This window comes from Lentzea sp. NPDC059081, from assembly GCF_042738015.1.
Classification (GTDB): domain Bacteria; phylum Actinomycetota; class Actinomycetes; order Mycobacteriales; family Pseudonocardiaceae; genus Lentzea.
Genome location: NZ_JBHYGW010000034.1, coordinates 29,668 through 53,047 on the forward strand (window position 1 = coordinate 29,668; position 23,380 = coordinate 53,047).

Annotated in this window: 23 protein-coding genes, 1 tRNA gene and 1 other RNA gene; 19 read left to right on the forward strand and 6 right to left on the reverse strand. The window is 69.5% G+C overall.

The features are described from left to right. Positions 1-119: 119 nt before the first annotated feature. Positions 120-1,535, reverse strand: coding sequence for an FG-GAP-like repeat-containing protein (locus tag ACFWV3_RS40200; RefSeq protein WP_382419190.1), 1,416 nt, complete (start codon positions 1,533-1,535; stop codon positions 120-122). Between the two features lie 275 nt (positions 1,536-1,810). Between ACFWV3_RS40200 and ACFWV3_RS40205 the strand changes: the two genes are divergently transcribed. Then, positions 1,811-2,485 carry a M15 family metallopeptidase gene (locus ACFWV3_RS40205; protein WP_382419229.1) on the forward strand — a complete coding sequence of 225 codons (675 nt, stop codon included), beginning with the start codon at positions 1,811-1,813 and terminating at the stop codon, positions 2,483-2,485. A 55-nt stretch (positions 2,486-2,540) separates the two neighbouring features. On the opposite strand, the gene ACFWV3_RS40210 is transcribed toward ACFWV3_RS40205, so the two are convergent. Continuing rightward, a tRNA-Leu gene (locus ACFWV3_RS40210) sits at positions 2,541-2,626 on the reverse strand. A gap of 59 nt (positions 2,627-2,685) precedes the next feature. Here ACFWV3_RS40210 and ACFWV3_RS40215 point away from each other — a divergent pair. Then, complete coding sequence (locus ACFWV3_RS40215; protein WP_382419191.1) at positions 2,686-3,759, forward strand: bifunctional RNase H/acid phosphatase; 1,074 nt, start codon at positions 2,686-2,688, stop codon at positions 3,757-3,759. Here the strand turns inward: ACFWV3_RS40215 and ACFWV3_RS40220 are convergent. Further along, positions 3,752-4,267 (reverse strand): NAD(P)H-dependent oxidoreductase, encoded by a 516-nt coding sequence (locus ACFWV3_RS40220; protein WP_382419192.1) that lies wholly within the window; start codon positions 4,265-4,267, stop codon positions 3,752-3,754. The two genes, ACFWV3_RS40215 and ACFWV3_RS40220, sit on opposite strands and share 8 nt — an antisense overlap. Positions 4,268-4,438: 171 nt before the next feature. On the opposite strand from ACFWV3_RS40220, the gene rnpB reads away from it, so the two are divergent. The 4 genes from rnpB to ACFWV3_RS40240 all read left to right on the forward strand — a co-directional run bounded on the left by rnpB (position 4,439) and on the right by ACFWV3_RS40240 (position 8,376). Then, positions 4,439-4,818, forward strand: an RNA gene (gene rnpB, locus ACFWV3_RS40225) — RNase P RNA component class A. 17 nt (positions 4,819-4,835) lie between these two features. Then, positions 4,836-5,960: a threonine synthase gene (locus ACFWV3_RS40230; protein WP_382419193.1), complete on the forward strand. Its 1,125-nt coding sequence runs from the start codon at positions 4,836-4,838 to the stop codon at positions 5,958-5,960. A 155-nt stretch (positions 5,961-6,115) separates the two neighbouring features. After that, the gene (locus ACFWV3_RS40235; RefSeq protein WP_382419194.1) at positions 6,116-7,711 is read left to right on the forward strand and encodes a DUF6345 domain-containing protein; all 1,596 of its coding nucleotides are present in this window, start codon (positions 6,116-6,118) and stop codon (positions 7,709-7,711) included. A gap of 110 nt (positions 7,712-7,821) precedes the next feature. Continuing rightward, positions 7,822-8,376, forward strand: a complete 555-nt coding sequence (locus tag ACFWV3_RS40240) for a hypothetical protein (RefSeq protein ID WP_382419195.1) — start codon at positions 7,822-7,824, stop codon at positions 8,374-8,376. Here the strand turns inward: ACFWV3_RS40240 and ACFWV3_RS40245 are convergent. Beyond that, positions 8,373-8,705 (reverse strand): hypothetical protein, encoded by a 333-nt coding sequence (locus tag ACFWV3_RS40245; protein WP_382419196.1) that lies wholly within the window; start codon positions 8,703-8,705, stop codon positions 8,373-8,375. The two genes, ACFWV3_RS40240 and ACFWV3_RS40245, sit on opposite strands and share 4 nt — an antisense overlap. A 346-nt stretch (positions 8,706-9,051) precedes the next feature. Here ACFWV3_RS40245 and ACFWV3_RS40250 point away from each other — a divergent pair, with 346 nt between their 5' ends. The 12 genes from ACFWV3_RS40250 (at position 9,052) to ACFWV3_RS40305 (ending at position 20,609) form a co-directional block, all read left to right on the forward strand. Beyond that, on the forward strand, positions 9,052-9,330 hold the full coding sequence (locus tag ACFWV3_RS40250) for a hypothetical protein (RefSeq protein ID WP_330855664.1): 279 nt from the start codon (positions 9,052-9,054) through the stop codon (positions 9,328-9,330). Positions 9,331-9,333: 3 nt separating this feature from the next. Then, a complete protein-coding gene (locus ACFWV3_RS40255) occupies positions 9,334-9,804 on the forward strand; it encodes a hypothetical protein (RefSeq protein ID WP_382419197.1) in 471 nt (156 codons plus the stop codon). Beyond that, a complete protein-coding gene (locus ACFWV3_RS40260) occupies positions 9,779-12,643 on the forward strand; it encodes an ATP-binding protein (RefSeq protein WP_382419199.1) in 2,865 nt (954 codons plus the stop codon). The genes ACFWV3_RS40255 and ACFWV3_RS40260 overlap by 26 nt, the downstream gene beginning before the upstream one ends. Beyond that, positions 12,640-14,511 (forward strand): hypothetical protein, encoded by a 1,872-nt coding sequence (locus tag ACFWV3_RS40265; protein ID WP_382419200.1) that lies wholly within the window; start codon positions 12,640-12,642, stop codon positions 14,509-14,511. Before ACFWV3_RS40260 ends, ACFWV3_RS40265 begins: the two co-directional genes overlap by 4 nt. An 11-nt stretch (positions 14,512-14,522) precedes the next feature. Beyond that, positions 14,523-15,116 (forward strand): hypothetical protein, encoded by a 594-nt coding sequence (locus ACFWV3_RS40270; protein WP_382419201.1) that lies wholly within the window; start codon positions 14,523-14,525, stop codon positions 15,114-15,116. A 3-nt stretch (positions 15,117-15,119) separates the two neighbouring features. Beyond that, on the forward strand, positions 15,120-16,121 hold the full coding sequence (locus tag ACFWV3_RS40275; protein ID WP_382419202.1) for a C40 family peptidase: 1,002 nt from the start codon (positions 15,120-15,122) through the stop codon (positions 16,119-16,121). 75 nt (positions 16,122-16,196) lie between these two features. Continuing rightward, positions 16,197-16,613 (forward strand): hypothetical protein, encoded by a 417-nt coding sequence (locus ACFWV3_RS40280; protein WP_382419203.1) that lies wholly within the window; start codon positions 16,197-16,199, stop codon positions 16,611-16,613. Continuing rightward, positions 16,610-16,801, forward strand: a complete 192-nt coding sequence (locus ACFWV3_RS40285; protein WP_382419204.1) for a hypothetical protein — start codon at positions 16,610-16,612, stop codon at positions 16,799-16,801. Before ACFWV3_RS40280 ends, ACFWV3_RS40285 begins: the two co-directional genes overlap by 4 nt. 26 nt (positions 16,802-16,827) lie before the next feature. Further along, on the forward strand, positions 16,828-18,222 hold the full coding sequence (locus tag ACFWV3_RS40290) for an RNB domain-containing ribonuclease (RefSeq protein ID WP_382419230.1): 1,395 nt from the start codon (positions 16,828-16,830) through the stop codon (positions 18,220-18,222). Positions 18,223-18,705: 483 nt separating this feature from the next. Further along, complete coding sequence (gene npdG / locus ACFWV3_RS40295) at positions 18,706-19,371, forward strand: NADPH-dependent F420 reductase (RefSeq protein ID WP_382419205.1); 666 nt, start codon at positions 18,706-18,708, stop codon at positions 19,369-19,371. Next, positions 19,371-20,132 carry a helical backbone metal receptor gene (locus tag ACFWV3_RS40300; protein ID WP_382419206.1) on the forward strand — a complete coding sequence of 254 codons (762 nt, stop codon included), beginning with the start codon at positions 19,371-19,373 and terminating at the stop codon, positions 20,130-20,132. Before npdG ends, ACFWV3_RS40300 begins: the two co-directional genes overlap by 1 nt. 51 nt (positions 20,133-20,183) lie before the next feature. Further along, positions 20,184-20,609 carry an RICIN domain-containing protein gene (locus tag ACFWV3_RS40305; protein WP_382419207.1) on the forward strand — a complete coding sequence of 142 codons (426 nt, stop codon included), beginning with the start codon at positions 20,184-20,186 and terminating at the stop codon, positions 20,607-20,609. Here ACFWV3_RS40305 and pip read toward each other — a convergent pair. Continuing rightward, positions 20,606-21,547, reverse strand: coding sequence for a prolyl aminopeptidase (gene pip, locus ACFWV3_RS40310; RefSeq protein WP_382419208.1), 942 nt, complete (start codon positions 21,545-21,547; stop codon positions 20,606-20,608). The genes ACFWV3_RS40305 and pip overlap by 4 nt on opposite strands. Positions 21,548-21,565: 18 nt before the next feature. On the opposite strand from pip, the gene ACFWV3_RS40315 reads away from it, so the two are divergent. Continuing rightward, positions 21,566-22,423: a glutathione S-transferase family protein gene (locus ACFWV3_RS40315; RefSeq protein WP_382419209.1), complete on the forward strand. Its 858-nt coding sequence runs from the start codon at positions 21,566-21,568 to the stop codon at positions 22,421-22,423. A 7-nt stretch (positions 22,424-22,430) separates the two neighbouring features. Here the strand turns inward: ACFWV3_RS40315 and panB are convergent, their stop codons facing one another. After that, positions 22,431-23,285 (reverse strand): 3-methyl-2-oxobutanoate hydroxymethyltransferase, encoded by an 855-nt coding sequence (gene panB, locus ACFWV3_RS40320; protein WP_382419210.1) that lies wholly within the window; start codon positions 23,283-23,285, stop codon positions 22,431-22,433. Positions 23,286-23,380: the final 95 nt, after the last annotated feature.

The following is a 23,380-nucleotide window of genomic DNA, read 5'->3' on the forward strand; positions in this document are numbered from 1 at the left end:
TGCTTTTTTTTTTTTTTCTTTGGGGGGCTCTGTTGACGTCGGGGGGTGGGTGGGATCCGTCGAACGTGCGTGGGCTCCCCCTTGTCTTCTCCCCCCCCCGCCTTCGGAGGAGAACCGCGTCACGCGATGACGTTGAACATGTCCCAGCCGAGGCCCAGGTTCTCACCCTGGCTGTAGGGGCGGCCGTTGTCGCGGATGATGTTGTTGGAGTACTGCCACAGCGAGCCGTCGGGCTTGCGGGCGACGAGGTCGGAGTAGGCGTCACCGGTCACGTTCGCGCCGACGATCGTGTCGAACATGTTCCAGCCGGTGCCGATCTCCACGCCCTGGCTGTAGGGGCGGCCGTTGTCGCGGAGGATGTTGTTGGCGTACATCCAGAGCGAACCGTCGGTCTTGCGGCCCAGCATCTCCGAGAAGCCGTCACCGGTCACGTCGGCCGCGATCAGCGTGTCGAACATGTTCCAGCCGAGGCCGAGGTCCTGACCCTGGCTGTAGGGCTTGCCGTTGTCGCGGACGATGTTGTTGGAGTACAGCCACAGCGAGCCGTCGGTCTTGCGGCCGAGGACCTCGGCGAAGCCGTCACCGGTCACGTCGGCGGCGACCATCTTGTCGAACATGTTCCAGCCCAGGCCGATCTCGCGCCCGGAGCCGAGGGGGAAGCCGTCGTTCTTGCCGTCGTTGGTGTACAGCCACAGCGCGCCGGTGTCGGGCTTGCGCGCCAGCACGTCCGTGTAGCCGTCGCCGGTCACGTCCGCCGTCATGACGATGTCGAAGCCGTTCCAGCCGTGGCCGATCTCCTGGCCGTCGTGGTACGGCCGGCCGTCGTCGCGGATGATGTTGTTGGCGTACATCCACAGCGTGCCGTCGGGCTTGCGGCCCACCAGGTCGGTGAACGAGTCACCGGTGACGCTGTGGTCGACGACCGGCTTCGGCGGAGTGGGGGTGCCACCGTCGCCGATGCCCACCGGGGAGATGTAGCCGTCGATGTCGCCGTTCGAGCGCTGGTAGCTGCCCCGCCGGACCCGGCTCGGGTTGCCCTGGTTGCCGCCGATGGTGTTGACGCGGGTGGAGGACGCGCTGGTCACGATGGCCACGTGGTCGATCGGGTGGTCGTCGCCCGAGCTGTGGTCCCAGTCGAACACGATGGCGTCACCTGGTTGCGGCGTGTAGCCGCTCGACCGTGAATGGTAGGTCCCGTTGTCCTTGCCGTAGGACTTGAACGACTGCGCCCAGCCGTCGAGGCCTCCGAGGTCCGTGACGCCGCCCTTCTTCCACACCCAGCGGGCGAACTCCGCGCACCACGCCATGCCGCAGCTGTTGTTGTAGCCGGGCGAGCAGGCCGAGCCGCCGAGCTCGGCGGTGGCGACGTCGACGATGCGGTCTCTGGACGGGGCGGCGCTGGCGGACGGCACCAACAGGAGGGAGCCGGCCATCACGGCGAGCGCCGCGGACACCACGGTGCGGGCGGTCTTGCGCAGGCCGGTGCGGGCGGACTGGGACTCGGTGCCGGTTTGGCTGACTTGGGAGCGGAACACGGGGTTCTCCTCGGCTCTGGTGCGGGTTCCGGTCGGTGTGTCCGGCCGGTGATGGATGCAACATTCGCCAGGAGGGGTTTCAAGACGGTCCACGAAACCTTTAACCGCAGACCAGCAGGCGTGCACAGGGCGTTGTGCCGCCAGAAGCCTGTCACCGGTCGCGCCGGCCGCGTCCGGATGGACGTACAGCGCGTTAAAGAAAAAATCCAGGACGCACATGCACCGTCGTGCGAGCGCGTGCTGAGAACGGTGAACCAGGAGACGAGGTGTCGGAGATGGTGTGGCTGTCGGATCCCGCGGTGGCGGCGATCCCGGTGCGCGAGCTCGGCGAGCCCCTGGTGGACCTGCGCACCGTTGCCGCCCTTCGGCTCGACGACAGGCTTGCCGACGCGGAGGGGCTGTACGCGCAGCTGCGGATCGGTGTCGTGGACCGCCTGGTCATCGCACAAACGTTGCTGCCGTCGGAGTTGCGGTTGCTGATCGTCGAGGGCTACCGCCCGCAGGCGCTGCAGATCGCGTCGTTCGAGTCGGCCGTCGCGGAGTCGTACGCACGCTCACCGCAGGCCGCGGAACACGTGCTGCGCCGGACGGCGAGCATGCGCAGCTCCCCACCGGAGGTGGCACCGCACGTGGCGGGAGCCGCGGTGGACCTGAGTCTGTGCACAGTGGACGAGATCGAGCTCGACCTGGGCACCGCGGTGCACGACACCACGACGAAGCGTTCGCACACCGAGGATCTCGCGATCGACGCCACAGCGCGCCACCACCGAGCCGTTCTCGCACAAGCGTTGCGCGGCGCCGGACTGGTCAACTACCCGAGCGCGTGGTGGCACTGGTCGTACGGCGACCGGTACTGGGCTTATCTGACGGGATCGCTGCAGGCCGTGTACGGGCCGGTTGATCTCGGAAGCGAGGAAGACGCCGCTGTGGCGGGCTCACATCGGGCGTGACAGCAAAAACCCCGTGTGGTTGATGTCTCCATCAACCACACGGGGTGAATAACACTGGTGTCCGAGGGGGGACTTGAACCCCCACCCCCTTTCGGGGACTAGCACCTCAAGCTAGCGCGTCTGCCATTCCGCCACCCAGACTGATGTGAACAGGATACAGCCCCCGGAGAGGCCCCCGAACGCGGGGTTACGATCGGCCCGTGAAGGTCATCGTCGAGGCCGACGGCGGGTCGCGGGGCAACCCCGGACCTGCTGGTTACGGCGCGGTCGTCCGGGACAAGGCCAGTGGCGAGACGCTGGCCGAGCGCAAGGGGGCCATCGGCGTCGCCACCAACAACGTAGCCGAGTACCAGGGCCTCATCGCCGGGCTCAGGGCCGCCCGAGAGCTCCAGGCCGAGTCGGTCGAGGTGCGGATGGACTCCAAGCTCGTCGTCGAGCAGATGAGCGGGCGCTGGAAGATCAAGCACCCCTCGATGCAGCCGCTGGCCCAGGAGGCGCGGGAACTGGCCGAGGCGTTCGGCCGCATCACGTACGAGTGGATTCCGCGCGAGCGCAACAAGCACGCCGACCGGCTGGCGAACGAGGCCATGGACGGCGAGAAGAAGCCGGCGGCGGTCAAGGCGGAGGGGGAGAAGCAGCCGCACTGGAGCGGCGCGACCGGGGACCCGACGCGGCTGATCCTGCTCCGGCACGGGCAGACCGCGCTGTCCGTCGAGCGCCGGTACTCCGGGCGCGGGGACCACGAGCTGACGGCGCTCGGGCTCGAGCAGGCGGAGAAGGCGGCCGCGCGTCTGTCCAAGGTGGACGGCATCACCGCCATCATCTCCTCACCGCTCAAGAGGGCTGCTCAGACCGCGCAGAAGCTCGCCGACGAGATCGGCACGGACGTCGTCACCCACCAGGGGCTCATCGAGACCGACTTCGGCACGTGGGAAGGGCTGACGTTCGCGGAAGCGGCGCAGCAGGATCCCGAGGTCCACCGGAGGTGGCTGGGCGACACCAGCGTCAGGCCGCCGAACGGTGAGAGCTTCGACGAGGTCCACAACCGCATCAGGAAGGCTCGGGCGGAGATCATCGCCAAGTACGGCGGCAGCACGGTGGTCGTCGTCAGCCACGTCACGCCGATCAAGACCCTGCTGCGCCAGGCACTCGACGTCGGGCCGCAGTTCCTGTTCCGGATGCACCTCGACCTGACGGGCGTGTCGATCGCCGAGTTCTACCCCGACGGGCACGCGTCGGTGAAGCTCGTCAACGACACCTCACACCTCAGCTGACCTTCCTCAGGCGCGGCGTCAGGGCGAGCATCAGACGCTCGGCCGCGGCGTCGAGGACTGCCGAGGCCGAACCCACGTTCTGGTCCAGCACGAACTCGCCGCGCACCACCTGGTCCGCGCCCTTCGCCGCCAGCAGCGGGTGCAGGGCGTAGTCCATCGCCACCAGGAAGCCCTGGCTGCCGCCCGTCGCCAGCGGCAGGACGGCGCGGCCGCGCAGGGCCTTCTTCGGCAGCAGGTCGAGCAGTGCCTTCACGAGGCCGCTGTAGGCCGCGCGGTAGACGGGGGACGCGACGACCACGCCGTCCGCGGACAGCACGGCCGACACCGCGGCGGCGATCTCCGGGTCGCGCAGGTCCTCGGTGAGCAGGGACAACGTCGGCAGCGCGCGCACGTCCAGCAACGTCACGTGGTGCCCGGCCGCCCGGAGCACCTCGGCCACGTGCGACACGACTACGCCCGTCGGCGCGGAGTGGGACGGCGCGCCGGAGATGATCAGCAGGTCGGACATGGGGCACTCCCTGAGGTCGCGGAAGGGGACAACGCACTCAGCGGAGGCAACACAGGCTGGCTGCCACGCGGCCGTAGTCGACGTGGCGACGTCGTGTCATGGCTGAAGTCAACCAACGTGCGCACCGGTGGACAACCACGTCCAGACGCTGGGATATCCTCGGGGCGCGGATGAGTCGGCAGGGCGGCCGCGGCGGGTGACCGTCGAGGAAAGTCCGGACTCCACAGGGCAGGGTGGTTGTTAACGGCAACCAGGGGCGACCCTCGGGACAGTGCCACAGAGAACAGACCGCCTCGGCGCGAGCCGGGGTAAGGGTGAAACGGTGGTGTAAGAGACCACCAGCGCCCCAGGTGACTGGGGCGGCTAGGTAAACCCCACCCGGAGCAAGGCCAAGAGGGCGCGAAAGCGCCTGCGCGAGCGTTCGAGGGCTGCCCGCCCGATGCTCGCGGGTAGGCCGCTAGAGCCTGCCGGCGACGGCAGGCCCAGATGGATGGCCGCCGAGTGGGACTCGTTCCCACGAACAGGATCCGGCTTACATGCCGGCTCATCCGCCTGTATGCATGGAGGCATGCTCTCCCATCTGGAATGCGCCCGTTGCGGCCGCGAACACGACGCCAACGCCGTCCAGAACCTCTGCCACGAGTGCGCCTCGCCGCTGCTCGCCCGCTACGACCTCACGAAGGCCGGCCGGCCCACGGACGAGAACAGCCTCTGGCGCTACCGCGACGTCCTGCCCGTCCGCGACCCCGACCCCGCGTTCAGCCTCGGCGAGGGCATGACGCCGCTGATCCCCCTGAACGCACTGAGCAGGGCGCTCGACGCCAGGATCCTCATGAAGGACGAGTCGCTCATCCCGACCGGCTCGTTCAAGGCCCGCGGCGCCGCGGTCGGCGTCGCCAGGGCCAGGGAGCTGGGCATCAAGGGGATCAAGATGCCGACCAACGGCAACGCGGGCGCGGCCTGGGCCCTCTACGCCGCCCGCGCGGGGCTGACGAGCGTCATCGCCATGCCCGAGGACGCCCCGCTGATCACCCGCGAGGAGGTCCGGGCGAGCGGCGCCGAGCTGCGGATCGTGCCGGGCACCATCGCCGACGCCGGCAAGGCCCTCGCGGACGTGGACCTCTTCGACGCCTCCACGCTGCGCGAGCCCTACCGCATCGAGGGCAAGAAGACGATGGGCTACGAGATCGTCGAACAGCTCGGGTGGCGCGTCCCCGACGTGATCATCTACCCGACCGGCGGCGGGGTCGGGCTGATCGGCATCCACAAGGCACTCCAGGAGATGCGCGAGCTCGGCTGGATCGACGGGAAGCTGCCGCGCCTGGTCGCCGTGCAGTCCACCGGCTGCGCGCCGATCGTGCGGGCGTTCGAGGAGAAAGCGCCGGAGTCGCGGTTCTGGGACGACGCCTACACGAGCGCGTTCGGCATCAACGTCCCGAAACCGCTGGGGGACTTCATCATCCTGCGCGCCATCGCGGAGACCGGCGGCACCGCAGTCGCCGTCACGGACGAACAGATCGCACAGGACCGCGAGGAAGCGGCACGGCTCGAAGGCGTGTTCCTGTGCCCGGAAGGCGCCGCCACGATCAGCGCCGTCCGCGCCCTCCGCGAGACCGGATGGCTCGACGCGGAGGACGAGGTGGTCGTGCTGAACACCGGCGCGGGCATCAAATACCCAGGTGTCCGCCTCTAGGTCACCCTGTAGCCCAAGAGCGTTACAGAATTTCGGCCGTTCGAGTGGAGCGCGAAGGTCAACTGTCCACTCTCGGTATCACCGCGTCCCACGACAAATCCTCCTGGCAGACGGTCGGCCCCTGCAGCCGGCCGTCCCCAAGGGAGGGAAGAGACATGCAGCAACGCAAGTTGACGGTGGTGCTGGCCCTGTCCAGCCTCATCACCGCCGGCGCCGCCGGGGTCGCGACCGCCGACGCCACCGAGCTCCCCGTCTACGGGGTGAAGAGCTCGGGCCTCGACCAGGAACAGGCCCAGCGGCTGCAAAGAGCGTTCGGCCTCAAGGACGTCCAGAGATCCGAGGCCGGCGTCGTGTCCTTCGCGGACGAGCAGCGCTTTCAGCACCTGCCGACCGTCGACAAGGGACAGGGCGAGCCGGACGAGGACGGCAACCCCACCACGCAGACGGGCCTCGACACCGCGGCCCTGAAGCGGATCAAGACCATCTCGACCGACGAGGCCGCCAAGCGCGCCCAGGAAGGCCTGAGGGCGGCCGGCGTCCTGCCGGACAACGCCACCCCCACCTCGCAGTACACGACGTTCGAGCTGTCCGACCCCAACGGCCGCACGGCGCTCAAGGCCAACCTCGACACGAGCGTCTCGTACACGTTCCAGCTCGGCGGCATCCCGCTGGAGGGCGAGGGCGCGAACATCCGCGTCTCGTTCGACGCGCAGGGCGTCACGGCCGTCAGCCACGCCGCGAGCACCTACGACAAGATCGGCACGGTCAAGGTCAACGACCTGGCGTACGGCGCGAAGCTGTGCCAGAAGTACCTGGGCGGCAACGTGAAGGCGGAGGCGAGCTACGTCTACGTCGCCGCCGCGCTGGAGGCCAAGGCCGACAAGGTCGAGCCGTCGTTCAGCTGCACGGGCCGCGCCGACGACGGCAGCGCGCCGCAGGCCATCACCCTGCCCGCCGCGGTCGGCGCCGAGCTGCCGCAGCCGGGTCCTGGACAGGAACCGCGCCCCGACGCGGCGGGCAAGTTCAAGATCCAGTCCGCCGGCACCCAGGTCGGCAGCGAGGGCACGGGCAACTGCGCGGGCCTGCCCAACACCGTCACCAACGTCAACAGCTTCAACTCCGAGGCGAGCGGCCACGGCATCGCCCGCCAGTTCAAGTGGCTCGACGGCAACGCGTGGGAGAGCGACTTCAAGGACCCGGCGTTCGCCGGCGGTGACGACACCAACTGGGCCGACAACGTCGACCTCACCTACTGGCAGGGCCACGGCTCCGGCACCGGCTTCTACTTCACCGGCTGCTCCAACCACAACGACACCCACCTCGCCAACACCGAGGCGCGCTGGGGCCAGAACGACGTCGAGTGGATGAGCCTCTTCACCTGCCTGATCCTCGAGGACGTCACCGGCGGCCAGACGTGGGCGCAGCGCTGGAACCAGGCCTTCCAGGGCCTGCACCAGATCAACAGCTTCACCACGGTCAGCTACAACTCGACCAACCACGGTGAGAAGTTCGGCCACTACATGTGGCGCTCGCCGTTCCTGTGGTGGAACAACCCGATGAAGGTCCGCGACGCGTGGGCGCAGGCCAGCATCGACACGCAGCCCGCCTCCGTGCGCTGGGCGACCGCGGGTGTCTACGTGCCGTCGACCGGGCAGTACGGCAGCTACGACGACTACTTCTGGGGCAAGGGCTCGGTCAGCCCCGACTACGCCAACACCGGCTGGCTCTGGAGGATCACCGGCCTGTCCTGACCGCAGTTGCACGGCCCGCACCACCCGAACGACCTGCTGAGCCCCCGGCGTCCGCGCTCGCCGGGGGCTCGGCGCTTGTCGCGAGAACGCCGAACCGGTTGTGTGGTCGGGTGGAGACCTCAGAGACGGCCGAGACCCCGTCGGTCACGAGCGACCCGAAGTTCGCCGCCGAGCTCGCCCTCGCCGAGTACAAGACGCTGCGGGACGAGATCCTCAAGAAGATGGACCACCGGACGTCCCTGGTGGTCTGCTCGGTGACCGTCAGCTCCGCGGTCCTGGGTTTCGGGGTCGACCGCAGGAGCGGACCGCTGCTGCTCGTCTCGCCGCTGGTCTCGCTGCTGCTGGGCATCGTGGTCCTCTTCCACAGCAACCAGATCAAGGGCGTGTCGGAGTACCTGCGCGCGACGTTCGACCAACCGCTGTCGAAGGTCCGCGGCGACGGGGCCGGGTGGCACATCGGCATGCGCGACACCAAGGTCCGGTTCCGCCGCCGGATGGTGCCGTACCACCTGCCGCTGGTCCTGATCGCGATCGCACCGGCACTGGTCGCCTTCCCGCTGGCCATCGCGAGCGGGGACTGGGTCGTCTGGCCGCTCGTCGTGGTGGACGTCGGCCTGCTGGTGCTGTACCTGACCCAGCTGGTCAAGCACTGGAACCGGGTCTAGCGGTTGGCGGGTCGCCCCGACGGCATCCGCAGGACCGGACGGAACGGCTCCCCGGCGTTGTACAGCTCCTCGAGCTCCGTCACGTAGGCCAGCACGGCCGGGTTGACGATGTCCGCGAGCGACCGGACCCCCGCCTGCGGCTCGTAGGACGCCAGGTAGGTGGCCGCCGCACGGGCGCGTTCGAGCACCGACCTGTCGAAGTTGATCGTCCGCTGGACCCGGCGCCGGGATTGGGTGCTCTGCCCGGTAGGCTCCGCTACGCCTGGAGCACCAGAGGAGGCTGTGATTCCGTCCACACTTCCGTCCGGCACGAGGTCAGGTTCGAGCATGGGCGAATCTCCTCGGAGTCGTGGCTCCGGGCCGCACACCCGCCGGGGTCGCGAACCGGCCGATCAGCACGTTCACATGGGTGGACACGTGCGCGGGTTTAGAATGCACGCACTGTGGGTGACCAGGGCGTTCGCAGTCGGGTGAACCTCGTCGGCGACGGAGAGAATCTTGAGCGGGGTGTTCCCCGCCGACCTCTCCTCGGTGATGATGTGTCGGCCAGATTAGACGTAATTTCCCGCAGGGGGAACGGCCAGATGATCTACAGCCCGCACCAAGAGCCCCACACGCAGTGACGAACTCGTGTTCTACTCGTAGCGCAAGCCCGAGCGCACTCTGGAGTACCAAATGACCGCCATGGACCTGGTGACACTCGCTCAGCAGCAGCCGCAGGTACCGGGCACAAGCAATGTCCGCGACTGGATCCTGGGCAACATCGTCCCGCTGCTCCTGCTGACCGTCGCGCTTCTGCTGCTCTGGCTGGGCGGTGGCAAGGGCGACAACGCGGGCGTCATGCGCCGCCTCGGTGGCGTGATCGTCGCACTGGCCATCATCGGCCTCGCCGTCACGACAGACGCGGGGTCGAACATCGGCAAGTGGCTCGCCGGCTTGTTCGTCGGAGGCTGACACGTGCGGGTTCGCACCGACGACGAGGTCTACCGGGTCGACGCCGTCTGGCTCGGCCCGCCCAAAGCGACTTTCCCCTGGCGCGCGCGATACGTCGCGTGGGGCGTCGGGATCGTCGTTTTCCTCGTCGTGCTCACGATCGAACGGCAGATGGGCGTCGGGTTCGGGTTCTTCTCGACCGCGTGGGCCCTCGTCGCGACGATCATCCTCACGCGCTTCATCACCCAGCGGATCAGCCATGAGCGGCCCCTCACGGCCGTCATGTCGATGTGGGTCCGCGAGCTCACCGCACCTCGAGAGCGCACGGCAAGCACCGGTGGAGCGGCCAGCGCCGCCCGGATCCGGGTCAGTCCGCAGCGGCCTCGTCCCAAGTTGAGCAAGAAACAACGGGCGAGACAGCAGGCGCAGCCCCGCCGGACGTCAGCCAGCCGTAAGAAGGAGGTTCGCGGTGTTCGGACGCCGGGGAGACCGTGATCGTCGCTCCGCTCAGCACATCGCCCAGCACGCCGCCGCCGACCCGCGTGAGCGCGAACGGGCGGCGTACTCGCAGCGCGGCCGTCGCCTGCCCGGCGAGCAGGCCGTGCCGAGCTACACACCGTCGATCGCGGCCCGCAGCATCGACGGTCACCTGCTGCGCACCGGCCAGGAGGTCTACGCCTGGTACCGGCTCGCGCCGCAGCGCTGGTCGTTCCGCAGCGACTCGCAACGCCAGGACCTGATCGCCGCCATCGCGGGCCAGTACGCCGAGCTGCAGGGCCGCTGGATGCACCTGCGCGTCACCACGCGGCCGTACCCGATCCGCATGTGGGCCGAGGCGCACGTGCACAACGCCGTCAAGCGCCTGCCGGACACCCCCGGCACGCTGTCGTTCGACGACTACATGGTCGGCGAGCAGCAGCAGCTGATGGGCCGCTCGATGGCCGAGAAAGAGGTCTACCTGGGCGTCCAGGTGCAGACCCGCAACATGATGGACCGCGCCGTCGAACGCGCGGCCCCCGTGCTGCGCAAGGTCTTCCCCGACGCCGTCGACGCCGAGCTGGTCGCGCTCGACTCCGAGGTCGAGCACCTCGACCAGGTCATCGGGTCCGCGGGTCTCGAAGGCCGTCCCGCGACGGCCGAGGAGATGTCCTGGCTGATGCACCGGTCGTGCTCGCTGGGCCTGCCCGCGCCGCGCAACATGCCCGCCGTGCCCGGTGCCGCGTGGGAACCGGAGGACCTCGCGAGCTTCACCGACGCGGCGGACTTCCACCAGGAGCCCTACTCGCCGACGGTGACCGTGCGCGGCCGCACCGGCTCCAACGCGGGCATCAAGCGGCACGTCGCGGTGCTCACCGTCGGGCTGATGCACGGCCTGCAGATCCCCGAGGTCGACGACCCGTGGGTGCAGCGCGCCGACCGGCTCCCGGCGTCCGTCGAGTGGTCCGCCCGCATCTACGTGCGCAAGCCGGAAGAGGTCTCGGGCGAGCTGTCGCGGCAGATGAGCAAGGTCCGCTCGCAGGTCCGCCACTACACCGACGAGCACGAGCTCGAGCCGCCGCAGTCGCTGGCCCGCCAGGCCGGCCGGGTGCTGGAGATCGACGACGAGATGACGTCGGGCTTCACCGCGCTCGGCACCCGGGTGCGCTCGTGGTGGCGGCTCGCCGTCTCCGGACCGACCGAGCGCGAGGCTTTGCGCCTCGCGCAGTCGTTGCTGGAGCTGTACAAGCCGAAGGTCGCGATCGAGCACCCCGAGGCCCAGTACGCGATCGCCCGCGAGTTCATCCCCGGCGAACCGCTGTCGAGCGGTGCCTACCTGCGGCGCGGCAGCGTGCTGTGGGCCGCGAGCGCCGTCCCGACGGCGACGGCCGAGGTCGGTGACCGCCGCGGCATCCTGCTCGGCGAGACCGTCACGGCCACCCGCCGCCCGGTCGCGTGGGACCCGTGGATGGCGCAGGAGCTCCGCGACGCCTCCGGCCTGACGGCGATGGTCGCGGGTCTGGGTGCCGGCAAGTCGTTCCTCGGCGGCGGCATGGTCTACAAGACCCTGCGGGCCGGCGCGCACTGGACGCTGCTCGACCCGTCCGGCCCGCTGTCCGCGCTGTGCGAACTGCCCGAGCTGCGGCCGTACGCGCGCCCGATCAACCTGCTCAACGCCCAGCCCGGCATCCTCAACCCGTACCGGGTGGTCGCCGAGCCGATGATCGAGCACTTCCTCGACGAGGACGACCCCGAACGGGCCTGGCGCCGCGAGAAGGCACTGGCGGCGGCGACCCGTCGTCGTCTCGTGCTGGACGTCCTCACGGGTCTGCTGCCGTTCGAGGTCGCGCGTCTCCCGCAGACGCGCATCGTGCTGCTGCGCGCGGTCCGCACGGTCGGTGGCCGCTTCGACGCCCACCCCGGTCTCGTCTTCGAGGCGCTGCGCCGGGACGCGTCCGAGCACCACGAGCACGCCGTCGTCGTGGCCGACTTCCTCGACGAGATGCGCGAGCGCATGTCGTTGCTGATCCCCGAGGAGAACCACGACCCGTACAACGAGGTGCGCGACGACCGCCTCACCGTCCTCACCATGGCGGGCCTGAACCTGCCCAAGGACGGCGTCGGCCGCGAGCACTGGACGGACGCGGAGTCGCTCGGCGTCGAGATGCTGAACCTCGCCGCCTGGCTCACCCAGCGCTCGATCTACGAGAAACCGAAGGACCAGCGCAAGGGCGTCTGGATCGACGAGGCGTTCTTCCTCTCCGAGGTCCCGACCGGTCGCGTGCTGATGAACCGCTTCGCCCGCGACTCCCGCAAGTGGAACGTCCGCGTGCTGCTGTCGTCGCAGATCCCGGCGGACTTCCTGAAGATCCAGGGCTTCGTCGCGCTGCTCGACTCGGTCTTCGTCGGCAGGCTCGACGACGACCAGGCGCAGGCGGACGCGCTGCGGCTGCTCAAGGTGCCGGTCAGCGCCGGGTACGAGCAGGTCATCGCGTCGCTCGGGCGCCGCCCCGGCGGTGAGCGCAACGCCACCGAACGCGACCGCGCGCCCCGCCAGTTCATCTTCGGCGACGGGGCCGGCGGTGTGGAGCGCATCCGCATCGACTTCAGCGGCCCGCACCTCGAACACCTGCGCAACGCCCTCGACACGACGCCCGACGCCAAGCGCGACAGCGGTGGCGGCGAGCTCGTGAAGCCCGAGGACGACGCCGCGGCTCCCCAGCCGCCCGCCTACGTGCCCGACGAGATCGACGACGAACTGGCGGCGGACATGGAGCTCGGACTCACAGAGGAAGAAGAGGCCCATCTCGTGGGCCACGGTGACGGCACCAACCGCCACCGGGGCGGCGGCGCATGACGACGCTGACCATCGTGCTCGCGATCGCCGCCTTGCTCTGGGCGAGGCGGCGGTTCGCGCTGCGCGTGTCCGCGCGCGGCAAGAGGATCGGCGTCGTCGCCGCGATCCTGGCGTTGCAGGTGGTCATGGGCGCCCCGATGGCCCACGCGCAAACGTGCGGTGACCCGCCCAACCCGGAGCGGCCCGGCGCGGGCATGGTCGGCGCGCTCGACCCGCCCGTCGGCAACGGCCTGCCCGGTTCGCCGTACCTCGAGTACGGCTACGCCGGCATGGTCTGGCACAACTTCAACTCCAAGTGCGCCGCGCTGCCCGACGCCGGCGCCACGTTCGACACGCTGGCGGGCAACCAGCTCTTCAGCATCGGCAAGAACATCGTCGGCGCCACGAACGCGCTGCACTACACGGTGATGGGCCGCGGTCTGCTGGTCCCGCTGGACGATGCCGTGAAGAACGGCGTGCAGAAGGTCTACGACAACGTCTACCTGCGCTGGTTCGGCTTGGTGGCGTTGCTGCTCGCGATCCTGATGTTCCGCCAGATCTGGACCGGCGACTTCGCGACTATCTCCAGACGCGGGCTCTGGGCGCTGGCCGCGATGTGGCTCGCCACGTCGACGCTGGCGCTGCCGCAGTTCTACAACCTCCTCGACAACACGCTGGTCTCCAAGACCTCGGAGATCCAGGCCGGGTTCATCGAGGCGCCGGAGGAGCAGGGCACGCTGCACGTCCTGCCGACGAAGCTGCACGACGCCGTCGTCTACCAGAGCTGGCTGCGCGGCGCGTTCGGCACGCCGGAGGCACCGCAGGCCGCCGAGTTCGGCCCGCGCATCCTCAAGGCGCAGGCGTGGACGACGACCGAGATCGCCGAGCACAAGGACGCCGACCAGGCGGCGCTGGAGGCCAAGAAGGCCGAGTGGCGGGCTCTCGAGGCCCAGCTCGGCACGTCCAAGGGCTACTTCGACGGCACCGACGGCAGCCGCACCGGCGCGGGGTTCCTCGCGCTGCTGCAGTCCATCGCGTTCTCGCTGTTCCAGCTGTTCGCGAAGGCCGCGGTGCTGCTGGCCCAGCTGCTGCTGCGCATCCTGACCCTCGCCGGACCGCTCATCGGTCTCGTCGCGCTGATCCACCACGACCTGCTGCGCAAGGTCGCGCGCGCGGCCGCCGTGACGGTGTTCAACGTGCTGGTGCTCGCGGTCCTCGCGGGCGTCCACGCGTTGCTGCTGCAGGCGATCTTCAACGCGACCGGGCTCTCGCTGCTCACCAGGACGTTGCTGGGCCTGATGCTGACATTGGTCTGCTTCGTCATCGGCAAACCGCTGCGCCGCATGTGGCAGATGGTCGAGATGTCGGTCGGCTCCGCGAGCAACGTCCTGCCGATGAGCGGGGGCGTCTGGTCGAAGATGCTCGGCCGCAAGAAGCAGGCGGGCCCGACGCCGCAGGACGAGTTCTGGGAGTCGGTGCGCGAGAACGAGGCGGGCGACGAGGTGCCGCAGCGCGGTCGCGGCCGGGTGCGCCCGGAGGCGTCCAGCCCGGTCATGGCGACGGCACAACGGCTCGACCGCGACTCCCAGCCGAGCCAGATCGTCAGCGGGGGCGACTCCTCCGGCGTGCAGTCCGGTGCTCTGCCCGCGCGGTCGGGTCCGGCGGCGCTGCCCGCCGCCCGGTCGCGGGTCGTGGACACCCCGACGGTCACCGACCGGCAGTGGGACCGGGTCGACGACTCGGTGCTCGTGCCGTCGCGGTCCACCGGCGCGAACACCTACGTGCCGGCGCAGGAACCCCGCAGGGCCGAGACGGAAGTGGTGGCGGGCCGCCCGGTGCACGTGATCTACCGGCCGTCGCGCGGCTTCGAAGTACGGGACAACGGGTGAGAGGAGCGTAGATGCCCATCCGCACCAACCGCGGCCGTGCCGCGGTCTACCGCAGGCTGTGGGGCTGGCCGCTGCGCTCCCCGCGGCACCTGGCCGCCTCGATCATCATCTTCGTGGTGGTGGTCGTCGCGCTCGGCGTGATCATCCCGAGGCTGCTCGACCGCACGCCGTCCGGCCAGAACACGGCCGCTCCGCCCTCGACGTCGGCGCAGGGCACGCAGGTGGGCCAGCTGCCGGCCAGCAGCACCTCGCTGCCGACGAAGGAGCCGGCGCCGTCCAACTCCGCGAAGGCGGCACCGCCCGCAGCCGACGCGCAGCTCACCGCCGAGAACTGGGTGGAGAACTGGGTCAAGCCGCCGACGAACAACGACGTGGACAAGTGGCTCAAGCAGCTCGAGCCGTGGACCACGCCCGAGTTCCTCGCGCAGATGGCGACCGTCGACCCGCGCAACGTCCCGACCTCGTTCCAGAAGGTCACGGCCATCAGCTCGACGACGTCGTCGGTCGACTTCATCACCACCACGAGTCTCGGCAAGGTGCGCATCACCACGGTGAAGGCGCCGGACGGCAAGTGGCGTGTGAACAGCTACTCGAAGGAGGGCTGACCCGTGCGCGTGGTGCTGGTGGTGGGTGCGCTCTTCACGATCGTCGTGATCGCTATCGCCGCATCGGGCGTCACGCAGGTGGTCAGCGACTCCACGAACCCGGCGCTCAACGCCGCCTTCGCCAGGATGAGCTGCAACGCGGCCATCGGGCCGTGGGACGCGGGTGGCGGCGACAAGGGCCGCCACGACGCGTCGAGGCTCAACGACGAGCAGCGCAACATCGTCGGGCGCATCATCTCCATCGGCCAGGAGCGCAAGCTGCCGCCGCTCGCGTGGCAGGTCGCGATCCAGGCCGGCATGACCGAGTCCGGCCTGCGCCCGCTCGACTACGGCGACCGCGACTCGCTCGGCATCTTCCAGATGCGGCCGTCGATGGGCTGGGGCACGGACGCGCAGGTCATCGACCCAACCTACGCGATCAACAAGTTCTACGACGTGCTGCTCAAGGTGCCGGACTGGGAGAACAAACGCCCCGGTGACTCGGCACAGGCGGTGGAGCGCTCGGCGTTCCCCGACCGGTACCACAACTGGGAGGCCATGGCGGCGTTCCTGCTCGGCGAGCTCGGGCAGATCGCCGACCCGGCGGGCTGCGGCGCGGGCGCCGGTCAGTTCCTGCTGGCCTCGAACGCGGCGGGCGTCGCCATCCAGTTCACCAAGGAGCAGCTGGGCGAGCCGTACCTGTGGGGCGGCAACGGCCCGGACGCGTGGGACTGCTCCGGCATCCTCGTGAAGGCGTTCGGCGCGGCCGGCGTGAAGATCCCGCGGGTGGCGAACGACCAGTACGAGCAGGGCGGCGCCCACCTCCCGGTGCGCGAGGCCCAGGCGGGTGACCTGATCTTCTGGGCGACCGACACGTCCAACCCGCGCACCGTGCACCACGTGGCCATGTACCTCGGTGGCGACGAGTACATCCACGCGCCACAAACGGGTGACGTGGTGAAGATCAGCAAGATCAACTGGGACTATTACGAGTTGATGCCGCTGGCCGTCCGGCCGGGCGTGTAGATCGCGGGGAGGCGCTGCATGTTCAACCACGACCCCATCCCGAGGCCTTCCGGACCACCCGCGTCGAGCACACCGGTGCGTGACTACGTGGCGGCCGGCGCTCCCGGTGTCTCGTCCGACTACGTGGTGATCCCACGCGCGTTGGCCGAGTCGATGCCGCTGCCGTGGCAGCAGCACCTCACGCACCTGATGGCGGAGTTCCACCGCACCTACGGCCACCTGAAGTGGCCGATCTACCGCGTGGTGCCCTCGCGGTACGAGAAGCTCGCCGACCTCGACGAGGAACAGCTCGCCGAGGTGGGCGCGATCATGGAGATCGACTCCGACGGATCACTGGTCTACCGGGACCGTTCCGGTCGTAAGATCGAGAACGCCGAGGACCGCACGGTGCTGGTGTCGTGTTTGGATCCGATCCCGTCGGAGTACGCCAACGCCAACCAGTCAACGCCGCCGAGGGGATTCCCGGCGCCATTGGGAGGCGAACGCAGATGAGTGACTCGAGCGGGTGGTACTACTGCCTGACCCACCAGGCGGTGGAGCAGGGCAAGGGCTGCAAGGGGCCCGACCGGATGGGGCCCTACCCGGACGAGGCGACCGCGGCCCGTGCGCTGGAGATCGCGCGGGAGCGGACCCGTGCGGCCGACGAGGCCGACCGCCAGTACCGCGGTGGGGACGCCTGACGTCTTAGGGTGTGCGGGTGGCTTTGGTGATCCGCACTGGTCGTGCTGACCTCGCATTCGACGGCATCCGGACCGAGTTCGGCCTGCCGTCGGCGTTTCCCGCCGACGTGCAGGCGGAGGCCGAGGCGGCGGTCTCCCGTTCCCTGGGAGACCGCGCCGACTTCACCTCACTGCCGTTGGTGACGATCGACCCGCCAGGGGCCCGGGATCTGGACCAGGCGTTGTGCGTCCTGCGGTCCGGTGACGGGTTCGTCGTGCACTACGCGATCGCCGATCTCGGGTTGTTCGTGACGCCCGGTGGGGCGCTGGATGCCGAGGTCCGGCGGCGTGGGCAGACCATCTACCTGCCGGACGGCAACGTGCCGTTGCACCCTCCCGTGTTGTCCGAGGGTGCGGCGTCGTTGTTGCCGGGGGTGGTGCGGCCCGCGGTGCTGTGGACCTTCACCTGCGGTGCCGACGGCATCCCGACGTCTGTCGAGGTGCGGCGGGCGCTGGTGCGGTCCACGGCCCAGTTCGACTACGCGACGGTCCAGGCGTCGTTCGACGCAGGTACGCCGCATCCTTCTGTTGCTGCTCTGGCCGAGTTCGGGCCTCTTCGGCGTGCTTATGCGCGTGAGCGCGGGGCCATCGAGCTGCAGCTGCCCGAGCAGGAGATCGAGGCTGATGGGGACGGGTGGCAGCTCGTCATCCGGCCTCGGGCCGAGGTTGATGCCTGGAACGCCGAGATCTCGCTGATGACCGGGATGGCCGCCGCTTCGATCATGATCGAGGCTCGGGTCGGGATCTTGCGGACGCTGCCTGATCCGGACGCTGATGCGGTGGCTGCGCTGCGGAAGTCCGCCGCGGCCCTGCGGGTGCCGTGGCCTGCTGGCGTGTCGCCTGGGGCTTTTTTGGCCGGACTGGATGCTTCCACGCCTGAGGCGTTGGCGTTGTTCTCCGATGCGACTCGGTTGTTGCGCGGGGCTGGGTACACGGCGTTTTCCGGGTCGGTTCCCGAGGTCACCACCCATGCCGGCGTTGCTGCTCCGTACACGCACGTGACCGCGCCCTTGCGGCGGTTGGTGGACCGGTTCGCCACCGAGGTGTGCCTGGCCGTTACGGCTGGTCAGGAGCTGCCGTCGTGGTTGGTGGAGGCGTTGCCGCAGCTCCCGTCGTTGATGGGGGCGTCGGATTCCTTGGCTTCCAAGGTGGATCGGGCGGCTCTGGACCTCGTTGAGGCTTGGGTGCTGGCTGGGCAGGTGGGGCAGGAGTTCGACGCTGTCGTGATGCGGGCCGGGGAGGACGAGGCTGAGATTTTTGTTGCTTCGCCTCCGGTGTTGGCCAAGTGTGCTGGGAAGCGGTTGCCTGAGGGGGAGAGGGTTCGGGTTCGGTTGGTGGAGGCTGATCCTGGGGAGCGGCGGGTTCGGTTCGCGGCTGTTTAGGGGGTGGCCTGGTGCTTGGCGTTTCCCTGTTGTGTTGCGTTCCCCTGGTGCGTGGCGTTCCCCAGTTGCGGGCGGGGAGGTTGCGGTGCGTGCTTCCCCTCAGGGGCTCTGCCCCCGAACCCCCGGCAATCTGATCGGGGGCTACCGCGCCCTCGGCGGGTTGATGGCACGCCTGTTTGTGCTGGGCGGCTGCCGGTTTCATAGTTTGGTTGCGTTGCGGTGGGGTGCCCGTCACGAGTCGCACCAGGAGCTGGCCACACCTGGAGGGGGATGTCAAACGGCCGAAAAGCGTGGCCGTTTGACATCCCCCTCCAGGTGCAGCGAGAGCTGTGGTGCGACTCGTGACGGGCACCCCACCGCGGGCGCTCTTGGCTCAAAGCGAAGTGCTCGGCTTCGCCTTCGCTGGCTCGCCTTCGGCTTCGCGTGCGAGCCCAAGGTCACGTTGGGCCGTCCGGGTCCCGGTCTTCGTGTGAAGATGCAGGGGTGACTGAGATTCGTGACCTCACCGTCGGTGTCCTGGGTGGTACTGGAGCGCAGGGCAAGGGGCTTGCCATTCGCTGGGGTGCGGCCGGTGTCAAGGTCGTCATCGGTTCGCGCAGTGCCGAACGTGCCGAGTTGGCGGCCAAGGAGATCGCGGACGTTGCCGGTGGTGACGTGCGGGGGGCTTCCAACGCCGACTGCGCTGCCGACTCCGACATCGTGCTCGTGGCCGTGCCGTGGGACGGGCACGGTGACCTGCTGGCCTCCCTGCGGGACCAGTTGGCCGGGAAGATCGTCATCGACTGCGTGAACCCGCTCGGTTTCGACAAGCAGGGGCCGTTCGCGTTGCCGGTGGCCGAGGGCAGTGCGGCTCAGCAGGCTGAGCTGTTGTTGCCGGAGTCGCGGGTCACGGCGGCGTTCCACCACGTGTCGGCGGTGTTGCTGGCCGACCTGAGTGTGTCCGAAGTGGACATGGACGTGCTGGTGCTGGGGGACGACCGCGAGGCGACGGACACCGTGCGCGCGCTGGCCGAGCTGGTGCCCGGGTTCCGCGGGGTTTACGGCGGGCGGTTGCGGAACGCTCATCAGGTCGAGGCGTTCACGGCCAACCTGATCGCGATCAACCGGCGGTACAAGGCGCACGCCGGGCTCAAGATCACGGGGGTCTGATGCTTCCCGTCGACGACCTCGGTGAGCCGGTGCCGCTGGACCGGCCTCGGCGGGTGGTCAGTCTGGTGCCGTCCATCACCGAGGCCGTCGCGGTCAGCGTGCCCGAGTCCTTGGTGGGGGCCACGGACTACTGCACGCATCCGTCCGGATTGGACGTTGCTCGGGTCGGTGGGTCGAAGTACCCGGACGTGGCGAAGGTGCTGGCGTTGGCGCCGGATCTCGTCATCGCGAACTCCGAGGAGAACCGGGCAGAGGACGTCGACCGGCTGCGGGCCGACGGGGTTCGGGTGTGGGTCACCGAGGCGCCCGTGAGCGTGCCGATGGCGTTGAAGTCGTTGCGGCGGTTGTTCGGGCTGGCCTGGGACCTCGAGCCGGAGTGGCTGGTGCGGGCCGAGGAGCTGTGGCGGGAGACCAGGCCGGCGACGCTCACGGCGGTCGTGCCGGTGTGGCGGCGGCCGTGGGTGGTGGTCGGGCGGGACACCTTCGCCACGGACGTGTTGCGGCGGCTGGGGATCGAGAACGTCTACGCGACCGACGAGGAGCGGTATCCGCGTCCCGGGTTGCAGGAGATCAACGACCGGCGGCCCGATCTCGTGGTGCTGCCCGACGAGCCGTACCTGTTCACGCACGAGGACGGGCCGGAGAGCTTTCCAGGGCTGCCGTACGCGCTGGTCAACGGCAGGCACCTGACCTGGTACGGGCCGTCGCTGGTGGAGGCGCGGGAGAGCCTGGGCAAGGCGCTCGACTACGGCCAGGGTTGATCAACCCCAGGGGGATTCGCGGGGCCGGGCGCGCTGCCAGGATCCTCGCCCATGGGGAAAACAGCCGCGATCATCGCGACAGCCGCCGCCGTCACCGCTCTCACCGCACTGCCGGCCCACGCCGAGCCGGTGGTCGTCTACCAGCTCGCCGGCACCACGTCGTGCCTCGCCGACACCGGGTCGAACGTGGTGCTGCGGCCCTGCAACGAGGTGTCCGACCCGCAGCGGTGGATCGTGCCGATCAGCGACGGGGTCGACTGGCCGCACAACATCGCCACCGGCCAGTGCCTCTCCGCCACCAGCGCGGGGGACGTGCTCGGGCAGGCGTGCGGCTCCGGCGCCGGCCAGCGGTGGCGCCGGGTGCCGAGCGGGTCGGCGTTCCAGCTCCGCAACGTGGGCACCGGCAAGTGCCTCACGTCGACGGTGACGGTCGCGACCTGCACCACGTCCAGTGCGAAGTGGGTCGGCCTGCGCTAGTCGCGGAACTTGTCCGTCGCCGCCAGCAGTGCGGCTAGGACGCCGGGCTCGTCGTAGGCGTGCCCGGCGTCCGGCACGATCACCAGTTCCGAGGCCGGCCAGGCCTTGTGCAGGTCCCACGCCGACACCGCGGGCGTCGCGACGTCGTAGCGGCCCTGCACGATCACGCCGGGGATGTCCTTCAGCCTCCCGGCGTCCCGGATGAGCTGCCCTTCCTCGAACCAGCCGCCGTTGACGAAGTAGTGGTTCTCGATCCGCGCGAACGCCAGCGCGTACTCCGGCACCGCGAACTCCGCCACCAGCTCGGGCCGCGGCAGCAACGTCACCGTCGCGCCCTCCCACGTGCTCCACGCGACCGCCGCCGGTCCGTGCACCTCCGGGTCGGGGTCGGCCAGCAGCTTCGCGTACAGCTCGACCGGGTCACCGGACATGCCCTCCAGCGGCGCCATGAACTTCTCGAACAGGTCTGGGAAGAGCGCAGCCGTGCCACCGCGGTAGTACCAGTCCACTTCGGACTTGCGCAGCGTGAAGATGCCGCGCAGCACCAGTTCGGTGACGCGGTCCGGGTGCTTCTCCGCGTACGCCAGCGCGAGCGTCGAGCCCCACGAGCCGCCGAACACCTGCCAGCGTTCGATGCCCAGCGACGACCGCAGCCGTTCCATGTCCTCGACGAGGTGCCAGGTCGTGTTCAGCGACAGGTCGTCCGTCGTGGAGGCGTGCGGCCGCGACCGTCCGCAGCCCCGCTGGTCGAACAGGACGATCCGGTAGGCGGCCGGGTCGAACAGGCGGCGGTGCGACGGCGAGCAGCCGCCGCCGGGGCCGCCGTGCAGGAACACCACGGGCTTGCCGTCGGGGTTGCCGCACTCCTCCCAGAACACGAGGTTGCCGTCGCCGGTGTCGAGGTGGCCGGACGCGTGAGGCTCGATCTCGGGGTACATGGGCCTATCGTCGAGCACATGGCTCAGTTCACGAAGGAGACGTCGGCCACCGGCGCGTTCGTCCGCCAGGCCAACCGCTTCACCGCACGTCCGGAGCCCGAACCCGGCCGCTACCGGCTCGTGGTCAGCCTCGCCTGCCCGTGGGCGCACCGCGCGGTCATCGTCCGCGAGCTGCTGGACCTCGAGGACGACATCTCGCTGGCGGTCGTCGACCCGATCCGGGACGAACGCGGCTGGCGCTTCCCCGAGACGGACCCCGTCCTCGGCATCGACTTCCTCCAACAGGCCTACGACCGGGCCGACGCGCACTACGAGGGCCGCGTCACCGTCCCGGCGCTCGTCGACACCACCACCGGCGAGGTCGTCACCAACGACTACCCGCAGCTCACCCTGGACCTCAGCCTCCGGTGGCGCCCGGAGAGCACGCTCTACCCGGAGCACCTGCGCGAGGAGATCGACGCCTGGATCGAGCCGATCTTCCACAACGTCAACAACGGCGTCTACAAGGCCGGTTTCGCCACGTCGCAGGAGGCCTACGAGGAGGCGTACGGGAACCTGTTCGCCGAGCTCGACCGCATCGAGGCCCACCTCGGCGAGCACGAGTTCCTCGTCGGCGAGCAGCTGACGGAGGTCGACATCCGGCTGTGGACCACGCTCGTGCGGTTCGACGCCGTCTACCACGGCCACTTCAAGTGCAACCGCACCAAGCTGACCGAGATGCCGAACCTGTGGGCGTACGCGAAACGGCTCTACGCGCGGTTCGGTGGCACGGTGAACTGGGACCACATCAAGCGCCACTACTACGTGACGCACCACGGCATCAACCCGACCGGGATCGTGCCGGCGGGCCCGGACCCGGAGGTCTGGACCCGCTGACGCGCGATCAGTGGAAGGTGTGCTCGGGGCCGGGGAACTGCTGGCCGCGCACCTCGTCGGCGAACTCCCTCGCCGCGCCGAACATGACGTTGCCGATGTCGGCGTAGCGCTTGACGAACCGGGGTGCCCGGCCGCGGTTCAGGCCCATCATGTCCTGCCACACCAGCACCTGGGCGTCGGTGTCCGGACCGGCGCCGATGCCGACGGTCGGGATGACGAGGTCGTGCGTGATCTGCTTCGCGACCTCGGCGGTCACCATCTCCAGCACGACCGCGAACGCGCCCGCCTCCTGCACCGCCAGCGCGTCCTGCAGCACGACGTCGTGGTTCTCGTGGCGTCCCTGCACGCGGTAGCCGCCGAGCTGGTGCTCGGACTGCGGGGTGAAGCCGATGTGCGCCATGACCGGGATGCCCGCGGCGGTGATCGCGCGGATGTGCGGCGCGAAGTAGGCGCCGCCCTCCAGCTTGACCGCGTGCGCCTGGCCTTCCTTCATGAACCGGACGGCCGTCGCCACGGCCTGCTCCACCGACACCTGGTAGGAGCCGAACGGCAGGTCGGCGACGACGAGGGAGCGCTTGACCGACCGGGTCACCGCGCGGACCAGCGGCACGAGCTCGTCCACCGTGACCGGCAGCGAGGAGTCGTGCCCGTAGACGGTGTTCGACGCCGAGTCACCGACGAGCAGGACGGGGATGCCGGCCTCGTCGAAGATCGAGGCGGTGAAGGTGTCGTAGGAGGTGAGCATCGGCCACGCTTCGCCGCGTTCCTTCATCTCCCGCAGGTGGTGCACGCGGACGCGCTTGGCGGGGGGCTTCTGGCCCGCTCCGGAGCCGTAGGGCGCGGAAACTTCGGCAGTGGTCATCGTCGACCGTTCCTTTCCTCGAGGCCCACGTACGTGGGTCCCCGGGCGCTTGGTGCACGGTTGCCGACCACCAGAGTGGCACCGTTGGTGAGGAA

Coding starts and splice junctions, on each gene's coding strand:
- ACFWV3_RS40205 (WP_382419229.1), top strand. CDS start 1,811: ATGGTGTGGCTGTCGGATCCCGCGGTGGCGGCGATCCCGGTGCGCGAG.
- ACFWV3_RS40220 (WP_382419192.1), bottom strand. CDS start 4,267: ATGTCCGACCTGCTGATCATCTCCGGCGCGCCGTCCCACTCCGCGCCG.
- ACFWV3_RS40230 (WP_382419193.1), top strand. CDS start 4,836: ATGCTCTCCCATCTGGAATGCGCCCGTTGCGGCCGCGAACACGACGCC.
- ACFWV3_RS40235 (WP_382419194.1), top strand. CDS start 6,116: ATGCAGCAACGCAAGTTGACGGTGGTGCTGGCCCTGTCCAGCCTCATC.
- ACFWV3_RS40245 (WP_382419196.1), bottom strand. CDS start 8,705: ATGCTCGAACCTGACCTCGTGCCGGACGGAAGTGTGGACGGAATCACA.
- ACFWV3_RS40250 (WP_330855664.1), top strand. CDS start 9,052: ATGACCGCCATGGACCTGGTGACACTCGCTCAGCAGCAGCCGCAGGTA.
- ACFWV3_RS40265 (WP_382419200.1), top strand. CDS start 12,640: ATGACGACGCTGACCATCGTGCTCGCGATCGCCGCCTTGCTCTGGGCG.
- ACFWV3_RS40270 (WP_382419201.1), top strand. CDS start 14,523: ATGCCCATCCGCACCAACCGCGGCCGTGCCGCGGTCTACCGCAGGCTG.
- ACFWV3_RS40285 (WP_382419204.1), top strand. CDS start 16,610: ATGAGTGACTCGAGCGGGTGGTACTACTGCCTGACCCACCAGGCGGTG.
- ACFWV3_RS40300 (WP_382419206.1), top strand. CDS start 19,371: ATGCTTCCCGTCGACGACCTCGGTGAGCCGGTGCCGCTGGACCGGCCT.
- ACFWV3_RS40305 (WP_382419207.1), top strand. CDS start 20,184: ATGGGGAAAACAGCCGCGATCATCGCGACAGCCGCCGCCGTCACCGCT.
- pip (WP_382419208.1), bottom strand. CDS start 21,547: ATGTACCCCGAGATCGAGCCTCACGCGTCCGGCCACCTCGACACCGGC.
- ACFWV3_RS40315 (WP_382419209.1), top strand. CDS start 21,566: ATGGCTCAGTTCACGAAGGAGACGTCGGCCACCGGCGCGTTCGTCCGC.
- panB (WP_382419210.1), bottom strand. CDS start 23,285: ATGACCACTGCCGAAGTTTCCGCGCCCTACGGCTCCGGAGCGGGCCAG.